Origin of the sequence: Halomarina pelagica (assembly GCF_024228315.1) — an archaeon.
GTDB classification, from domain to species: domain Archaea; phylum Halobacteriota; class Halobacteria; order Halobacteriales; family Haloarculaceae; genus Halomarina; species Halomarina pelagica.
On record NZ_CP100458.1, the window covers coordinates 22,146 to 31,678 of the forward strand.

At 57.6% G+C, this 9,533-nt stretch carries 4 protein-coding genes; 3 read left to right on the top strand and 1 reads right to left on the bottom strand.

Annotated elements, in window-relative coordinates:
• Positions 1–2 precede the first annotated feature (2 nt).
• From NKI68_RS22720 to NKI68_RS22730, 3 genes are all read left to right on the top strand, one after another.
• On the top strand, positions 3–1,964 hold the full coding sequence (locus NKI68_RS22720; protein ID WP_254547376.1) for a VirB4 family type IV secretion system protein: 1,962 nt from the start codon (positions 3–5) through the stop codon (positions 1,962–1,964).
• Positions 1,961–6,358: a type IV secretory system conjugative DNA transfer family protein gene (locus NKI68_RS22725; protein WP_254547377.1), complete on the top strand. Its 4,398-nt coding sequence runs from the start codon at positions 1,961–1,963 to the stop codon at positions 6,356–6,358. Before NKI68_RS22720 ends, NKI68_RS22725 begins: the two co-directional genes overlap by 4 nt.
• Positions 6,359–6,863: 505 nt before the next feature.
• Entirely contained in the window at positions 6,864–8,075 is a 1,212-nt protein-coding gene (locus tag NKI68_RS22730; RefSeq protein WP_254547378.1) for a phage NrS-1 polymerase family protein, read from the top strand.
• Between the two features lie 109 nt (positions 8,076–8,184).
• Here the strand turns inward: NKI68_RS22730 and NKI68_RS22735 are convergent, their stop codons facing one another.
• Positions 8,185–9,378 (bottom strand): HNH endonuclease, encoded by a 1,194-nt coding sequence (locus NKI68_RS22735; protein ID WP_254547379.1) that lies wholly within the window; start codon positions 9,376–9,378, stop codon positions 8,185–8,187.
• Between the last annotated feature and the right edge of the window lie 155 nt (positions 9,379–9,533).

Sequence of the window (9,533 nt, forward strand, 5' to 3'; positions counted from 1 at the left end):
CCATGCCGCTCGTAAAAACGCTCCTTGAGCGCTTCACCGATATCGAGGTCGACGACGAGACCGAGACGTTCGAAGACGGCACCGAGCACCACGCGCGAATGGTTGCCCCTTCGAGCGTGAAACTCGAATCGGATGCCGTCCAATCAAACGACCACTGGGTGAAGACGCTACTGATTACCGAATGGCCGGACACCGCCAATCCGGGGCATCTTGATGCAATCACCACGCATCCGAGCGCTGACGTCGGCCTCTCGATTCACGCGACGCCACGAAGCACCGATCAGGCAATCACCGAGGTCGAGAACGCGATTCGTGACCTCGAAACCGTTCGTCGCGGCAAACAGGATAACGGTGACCCCTCGATTGGTCTGACCGAACGTCGGATCCGGGAGCACGAGGAGGTACTCGATCAGCTCACGAATGGCTCGCAGACGATTTTCGATACTTCAGTTTACCTCCCGGTTCGGGGCGAGACGAAAGACCAGGTCGAGAAACGCTGCCAGCGTATTCGCACGGAACTCGAAAAGCAGCAGCTCACAGTCCGGTCTATTGACTACGACCAGTCCGATGGACTCGTGAGTGCGAGCCCGATCGCGAAGGATGCTGTCAGCGAGTGGTTGCCGAGTGCGACGACTCCGATGCTTGGCGATGCACTCGGGTCGCTTTTCCCCTTCTCGGCGTCCACCGTCATCGAAAAATCAGGCGTCCTCTACGGCTATCACGCGACGACGGATGCGCCAGTCATCGTCGACCGCTATCAGCGCCCGAACGGCTACAACATCCTTGCCGCTGCGAAAATCGGTTCCGGGAAGTCCGTCACGGCGAAGCTGTTGAATCTCCGTGAAGTGGCGAAGGACCCCGAGACGATCCTCATCATGGTCGATCCGCTGGAGGGCTTTCGAAGCCTCGCAGACGAACTCAACGCCGAGCACATCGTGATTGGGGGGCGACGGCAGCTCAACCCGCTCGAAATCGAACAGACGCCACAGCGCGTCCTCAACGCCACTCGCGACCTGGACCCGTACGGGCAGCGGACCTCCAGCGTGATGGGTTTCTTCGCGACGTATTTCGCCCACATCGACAGCACTGGTGAGGGTCTCAACAAGCAGGAACATGCCATTCTCAGTGACGCCGTTCACGAAGCCTATCGCCGCCAGGGCATCGACAAGGACCCCGCTACGCACAGCAACGAGAGTCCGACGATTCTCGACGTGTTCGCTATCCTCGGGGAGATGGCGGAGGACATGCCCACGTTCATCGACGACGCTGCCTCGGACCTCACGGACGTCACGTCGAAGGAGGCCGACCGCTGGGAGGGTCGAGCGGCAGACCTCCGAATCGCGATGCGGCCGTTTACGGGTGATGGTGAGTTCGCGAACCTCGCTGGCCAATCCGAGATTAGCCTAGAGGGCGAGAAGGTCACCTATCTCGATCTCCAGCAAGGCGAAGCTGACCGTGAGATTGCGTTGATGTTGCAACTGTTGTTCGATACAGTCTACGAGCGGGCCAAGCAGACGGACAAGCGGGTGATTCTGGCAATCGACGAGGCGCACTACCTCATGCAGAGTGAGGGCTCACTCGACTGGCTGGAACGAGCCTACCGTCACTCCCGGCATCACGATCTGAGCGTCCACCTCGTCACACAGGAGATGAGCGATTTCTTCGTCCACGAGAAGGCCGAAGTCCTCGCCAATGAGTCCTCGATCAAGATTCTCCAGCGGCTCCCAGGACTCTCAGAGGCCCATCGGAAGAAGCTGGGGTTGACCGCTCGTGAGGCGGAGTTCCTCCGGAGTGCGAAACCAGGGACGCGAGAGCGAGGCTACAGTCACGCACTGGTCTGTGTCGAGGACAAGGGGCGATACCCGGTAAAGGTGACCGCACTCCCCGAAGAGATGGAGATTGTCGATCCTCCCGAGGACGATTCGGAGCCTGACGGAGCACCTGATTCGGAGGTGTATGCATGAGTGAACCCCGCGACTATCTCCGCGTCCGACCGTCCTCACAGCCACTGCACGTGGGTGATATCGCACACGCACTCGCGAGTCTCCACAAACTCACGGTGGAATCGCAGCCGAGCGGGCTCGCACGATTCCTCCCGGGAACGAGTTCGTACCCGCCCCGATTCGAGTTCTTGGCTGTAAGCGAGGGCACGGATGCACCAGTCGAGTTCTACTACGGGACGGACGGCGATCTTGATGCGCTCGAAGATCGGCTCCGGTCGATTTACCCCACGACGTTCGACATCGACCGCACTGAACTGGACCTCGCGACGAAGCTCATTCCCCCAGTTGCGTATTCATGTGAGGAGTTCATCGACCGTCTCGCCGACGGACAGCTCCACTTTGAGCCAACCGAGGATGATTTACGCCCAGTCGAGAGCGAGCGTGCAGTTCTGGAGGATGGTGGTACGCAGACCACTTCTGACGCCACAGGTTCCAGTCACGCAACGATGGAGTACGGCGACGGAGTGCTGAGAGTCGACCGAGTTCGATCTGTCGACGACCCGATGGTGTTGACACAACCGACGCTGACCGATGACGGTCAAATCCTCGCTCGCCCTTCTGTAGAGGAGGTCGTCCCGATGGGTGTGCGCTGGCATGGTGTCGCTGAGCGCAAGCTCGATTGGATGACGACAATCACGCCCTTCACAGACCATGTTGACACCGCCGTCATCAGTGACGACACGGAGACACGGGTTCCGCTAGCTGCTGTGATCGACACGCTCGTCGAGGCTGACTCTCCGATGGCGTTTCAGGTCGTCTTCCAGCGCAAGCCCGACTGGTCAGCCGAGGCCTGGCAGCGCGAGCACGACATCAAACACGGATTGGATACACTGTACGGGAAAGCCCGTGATTTCTTTGACCCCGTTACGCCCGACGAACCCAACCTAAGTGGGCAGGACGAGGCTCGACTGGAGTGTGTGCAGGCGAAGAAACCAAAGCGAACGTTCACCGTCAACGTACGGGCAGTCGCATGTCCACGGGACGAGACCGCCGAAACGCAGCTTGACTCGCGACTTGATGCTCTCGCAACCGCTCTCGATACCCTCGATGGCCGGTTCTACGGCTTCGAGGGACACCGCCTCCAAGCCAGTGGCTTTCGCCAGACAGCGAGTGAACAGTACGCTCGCGCCGCTCTTGAGCGACTCTTGGATCGCGAACTCGTGACTGGGAGAGGAAAGACACGGTTTGACCTCGTACTGAACGCCGAAGAGTTGGCGAATCTCATTACCGTTCCATCGGGAGAGACGCTCTCGAGGGTGGGGGCACGTGGTACTCGAGCGAAGCAGCAGAGTCGGACGCCACCACCGGAACCGCCGGCTGAGCGACTGCAACAGTTCGATAGTGGGATAACTCTCGGTCCTGCGCTAGGGTCGAATGGGCAACCCCATTCTAAACCAGTCCAGCTTCCACCGAGTCTACAGAAACGGCATATCCTCCGGTGTGCCCCACCGGGTCATGGGAAAACGATCGGCCTCACTAACGATGCACTTTCTGCGTACGATGACACGAGTGGTCCGGTTATCATACTCGACTCGAAGGGTGGGGGGTTCGCTACGAACTACATGCGGGCTCATGCTGCCCGCTTTGGGTTCGACGACTTCCAGGAGAACGTCCTGTACTTCCCGGTCCACGAGGTGTTACCGGGCCTCGCGTTCTTCGATATTGCGCCAACGCTCGAGTACGATGATTTCGACCGCGTGACCGCGTCCCAGCACAAAGCCGACCACTACGAGGAAGTGCTCAAACTCGCGATGGGCACGGAGAAATACGAGCGAGCGAGCGTCGCACCGACCCTGATCAAGCACCTCGTGAAGACGATGTACGATGCCGAGCACGGCCTCGAGAATGGCCGGTATCGCGAGAGCGTCGATGCATTCAGCCATGCCCAACTGCGTCATGTCGTCCATCAGGTCTGGCAGGCCGGCCCGCCGAACCGAAATCCCGATCGCGTCCCGCAATCGAGTGACCCGGAAGCCCGCCAGACCTTCGACCACTTGCTCAATCGCGACGCTCAGACGTTCTCGACGATCATGGGTGGCCTCGATACCCGAATGGAGTACATCACCGAAGACGTCCGCCTCCGTCGGCTGTTCGACAACACGACCTCGAATTTCGACTTCCGAGACCGCATCCACGAGCAGCAGGTGATCATCTTCGACCTTGGGCGCCTTAGAGACGATCCGGCGACCGTCCTCACAGGGGCCCTTCTCACGAGCCTCTACGATGCTGTTCGAGAGTCGCATCGCGATGATTCGGCTGGCAAGCCCGACAACTACGTGATCAACGTCTTGATCGACGAGGCCGCCTCAGTCGTCGCAACGGACACGATCAGCGAATTGCTCTCCCGTGGCCGCGAGTTCGATGTCTCGCTCGAACTGGCGACACAGTTCCCGGAACAGATTCTCGAATCCGGCGACCGAGAGACGTACCTGAACACGCTTCGGAATACGGGGACGAAACTCATCGGAAACATCCACGTGGACGACGAACTCGCCGGGGCATTAGCCCACGAGGACATGGACCGTGTGGATTTCCGAAACCGGGTGAACTCGCTCGCGAACGACGAGTGGTTGGTCGACGTCCCCAGCCCCCAGTTCAGTGCACCTGACCCGAATCCGTTCTATGTCCAAGCCCCACCCGTTCCCGCCGGGCACCCCGCGAGTGACGCTCCGTTAAGCGATGCTGAAGATGCGCGATTTCAAGAGTCGCTTGAGGTGGTGCGGTCTCGAACTCGTGACGTGTACGGTGTCGAGGATGGGAACGCATCGCCAGCGGATGCTGTCCCGGAAGAACTTCGGAATCGACTTGGTGCCGCTGATGGCGATCTCGACGAAGCGCTTGCACATGTGATTCGGGCCCTCCAACTCCGCGAGGGCGTCCGCGAAGAGAACGACTGGGTACCTGTCGAGGCTGTAGATACTGAACTCCAACGAGTGTTTGCCGACGTTGCTGGTGAGGCAGGCATCGATGGAGGGGTACCGGACTACGAGACACTCGCCGACGTCCGCGAGCACTCGCAGTTGCTGACGGTGGATATCGACGCTGAGTCGAACACGTTGGTCGTTCGGTTGACTGAGGCGGGTGAGGAGGCCGTGACACCGGAGCTAGGTGATGTCCAAGCCGCCGGTGGGCAAGCCCATGACGATGGGATTCTCGAGATTGAGGAGGCACTCACGACGGCTGGGTTCACCGTCGAACTCATCACACAGGATGGGAGTGAGCAGCCCGATGCACGAGCGACTCACCCCGAGCTCGATAACGAGTTCGCCATCGAGGTCGAGACGACCACACCAGAGAACCCGATCAAGGTACTCACCAACCTGAAAAAAGCACAGGACGAGGACTCGATTCCGTTGTTTGTTGTTCGCCCTGGTGAGACGGAGACGTATTGGGCTGAACGCATTGAGGGAATCCTCCATCCCCCAGTCAAACAGCTCTCGAACGGGGAAACACAGCTCTACACATACGACGAACCGCTCCACGTTCGGCGGGTCTCGACAGGTGAACGATTCCCTGCCGTTCGCCCCGTTACTGGTGAAGGCGACTCTCGACGGACGATCTGGCGACGAGGAGAGGAGGATATCATCCTCGTCGATAGTGCAGGCATCGAGCAGGGACGAATCCTCGGAGAGGCATCGGCCACCGAACACAACGTGCCGGGAGTCTACACGTACGATGCAGAGGCCAACAAGTACGTCGTCACTGCCGATGGCACCCGACATACATACGACTCGAAAGCTGCCTTCGACGCCGAGTGGGTCACGATTAAGAAGCCGTTCATCCCCGAGAACGAACTCCCAGTGCCGGACTATGGGCGTGATACCTACCGCATCGTGATTCTTGCTTCCGACGGGGAAGCCGTGGTCTATGATTCGGCAGAGTCCACATCTCCCTTATCGACTCTCCTCATGGACTCTCCACTCCTCGCGACGTCTCGTGATGATCAGACTGAAGGCACGCCAGACCAGGCTGATTCAATTGAACGAGACGGCGCTGAGAGTATCGCAAGTGGCGATTCCAGTGAGAATACCTCCCCGAAGGTTGCCGACAGACCTACTGAAGGGGATTCTCCTCTTCAATTCGATCCTGAAGACCCCGAGGAGCTGCTGTCGGCCTTCGTCACTAGATACCTCCGTGAAGATCCTGATGCTGTCACACCGAAAGACCGGATCTACAAAGCGTTCACCATCTGGTCGATCCAGCATGGCGGGGACGTCCCTGAGAAGAGTTCGTTCTCGAAGCGCCTACGCGAACATGTCGATTGTGGTGACAAACGTGTCAGCAATAATGGGGAACGGACGTACTGTTACACCGACATTGAACTCTCTGAGTCTGGGTGTGAACTCCTCGAATGAACATGCATCAATATTTTGTTCAGTATCGGGTTGTAGACGAAATCGCCGGACGGAAGTGTCCGTCTAGGGGGACAGGCAGACTCTGGACACAGGCGTCTAAGGGAGGGTACTCTGAAGCGCGAATATCCCAGAAAAGTCGCAGACGGCGTAGCCCGTCTAGGGTGGACAGAACCTGTCTAGGGTTACTCACCCGACATCCTCACCAACGCAAGTCAGAAACACGTCCTTGGACGGGACGCCTCACTCCTACGCAGTCATGCGATTTTATCTTGAACCTGGATCAGGAGGTATGGGGATTCAGGCCGGAATCGCCGGACGGCAATACCCGTCTAGGGTATAACCGCATGACTGCGCCGCCGTCTATGAGGTCCGGTCGAGGAAAACCAACTAGTATAGAGTGGGGGGTGGCCGTTGGAGAAGAAGTTGCGACACAGCGCATCCCGCAGAGCGGGTTTATCAAAAGGCTGAAAGAGAGTGGACCAGGGGTCCGGGTAGGAGACAAGCCATGAATGAGAACATTGTCATCGACCAGACTGAGATACCAAAAACGCTCGTCGAGTACGACCAGTGGATCTGTTGGCGGGAGGTCGAGCGAGATGGGAAGCCGACGAAAGTTCCGATCACACCGAGGAGTGGCGAGTTCGCCTCGGCAACGGACGAAGGGACGTGGACGGAATTCGAGACAGCAACTGCATACACCGCGACTGCCGATGTTGATGGCCTCGGATTCGTGTTCACCAATGACGATCCAATCGTCGGGATTGACCTGGATGACTGTCGCGACCCAGGGACGAACACCGTCGACGACGACGCTCGAGACATCGTCACCCGACTTGATTCCTATACGGAGGTATCGCCGTCGGGGACTGGCTTCCATGTACTCATCAAGGGTGATCTCCCAGAGGGGCGAAATCGAAAGGGTAGCGTCGAGATGTACGACTCGGCGCGGTTCTTCACGGTCACGGGCGACCATGTCGACGTGACGCCGCGACGCGTCGCGACTCGGCAAGACGCCCTGACAGCGATCCATCGGGAGTACGTCCAGGAGTCGTCGCCAAAAGCACAGCAGACGGCAACACAGCCAACCAGGACAGGTGAGACACCGTCGACGGACGTCGACCTTGACGACACAGAGCTCCTTGCAAAGGCACGGAACGCCTCGAACGGGGAGAAGTTCGAACGGCTGTGGCGCGGCAACACGCACTCGTACGATAGTCACTCGGAGGCAGATATGGCGCTGTGCTTCCTGCTGGCGTTCTGGACTGGTGGCGACGTCGTCCGGATGGACCAGCTCTTCCGACAGTCAGGGTTGATGCGCGAGAAGTGGGATGAGGTTCACTACGCTGATGGGTCGACCTATGGCGAGAAGACAATCGAACGGGCGAGAGCGAACGCGACGGAGTTCTACGATCCAGAGTCCGGGGAGGAGTCAGCGCAGTCCTCGACAACTGCCGGTGGATCGTCTGCCGACGCTGGGAATGGCGGGTCTGAGCGTACTCAAGCATATGTGACTGAGAAGAACCGGTTGCTGACTGACCGTGTTGAAGAACTCGAAGCAACACTTGACAAGAAAGACGAGCAAATTGCCGCTCTTGAAGCAGAAGTCGAACGGCTTGAAGCCAAAGTTGCGGATCAGATCAGTTTGGATGATGAGGAAAACGAGTCAGTCTCTGTGTGGGAGCGGACGAAGCAGTTGTTTCAGCCTGAGTCTGAATAGCGTCGACGCCAGGTCGTTTGTAGGTAGTCATTCGATAGCTGTAGTCCCACCCCTACGACAGTTCAGCCATAATCTTCCTCAATCCGTTCTCGCTCACGACTACCCTGATCTATCCGGTCCATACGTGGTCTCGGTGAAATGTAAGGTAGTGCCGAGCTGGCCATTGGGAACGATCTGCTGGGAGATGTAGTTGTTCTCCTTCATAGGGAGCGATCGCCTCATACCCATCTAACGAGGGATCGTCTCTGACACAAATCGTGTAATCGTCGTCAATAGTGAACCAACCATGATCGAAGGCCCAGTGGTGCGTACGACAAAGCGCCAACCCGTTTTGAACTGCATCTGGTCCGCCTTCAAGAGAATCGTCATCGTCGACACCGGATACGGGATATATATGAGCAGCTTCAACCTCGAAATAGCCGCTCTCATCTTGCCATCGCTGGCCGCACACGGCACAAGCATGGTTATACGCTTCTCTCACTCGTTTGCTGAATGTCGAACTCCGACGTTGTACCGGTCGGAGGATTCTGGAGGAAGACCTCGACATCGGTTCTCCTCCCGTCCCAAGGTGATCCTGGAGCTTTGCTGACCGAGCGAGTGCTTCGTCAGTAACTCTTGACTCCATTGCTTCTTGGTAGTTGTCGCTAACGAGATCCGTAGAGAGACAGTAGGCGAATTGATCGTCAAGTAACACCGCCTCAATCTGTTCTCCGAGAGCACTATCTCGAACGGGACCAATATTGAGGGAATGCCCAATGAACGACTCGATGAGCCCGTTCCCACTCTGGGTTCGTCGAGAAACCGGGGCACTGAACGTTTCGCCAATTTCTGGCAGCCGATTGCGAAGCGAGAGTGAAACAAGTCCAGTCGCAACTAGTCTCGATGGCTCTACCCGTACTATTTTGACCGGAATGGTTTCTCCTGGACGAGTATCTTCTGGTATATTTTGGACTCGAACAGGGAAGCCTCGATACGTTGCAGGACCGTGGCCAGCTGAATTTCTCCCTTCAATTGTAGCCTCTACAGTGTCCCCAATACCAGGACACCCTTCTGGAGGGTTATCGACAAGCTGGCCAGTTTGGGCGCGCATTGTGTTATCGTAATATTCGGTTCGAGCCCCCGCTGTTAGACACAACGCATGATTTTCGTCGTAGACGACCGCGTCGACCGCCATACCAACAGCATCTGGATTGACTGGCCCGATCGTGATTTCACCAGAACCATAGTCAAGAATTCCGTTGCCACTGTTTGAGATCCGGGTGATTGTACCGTGGATTATATCTGAGGGCGTCAGTTCGTCCATGCCCTTGTGTTCCTAGGAAAGACAAATAAATCTCAGTCGTGGCCGACACTATTTTCTTCGAGTTACTTTCCTTGCGTGAAATCTATCCAGACATCACTGCAGAACAAATAGACGTGATCGGATGAATAACCCGATAGATTTAGTCAGTCCGACCA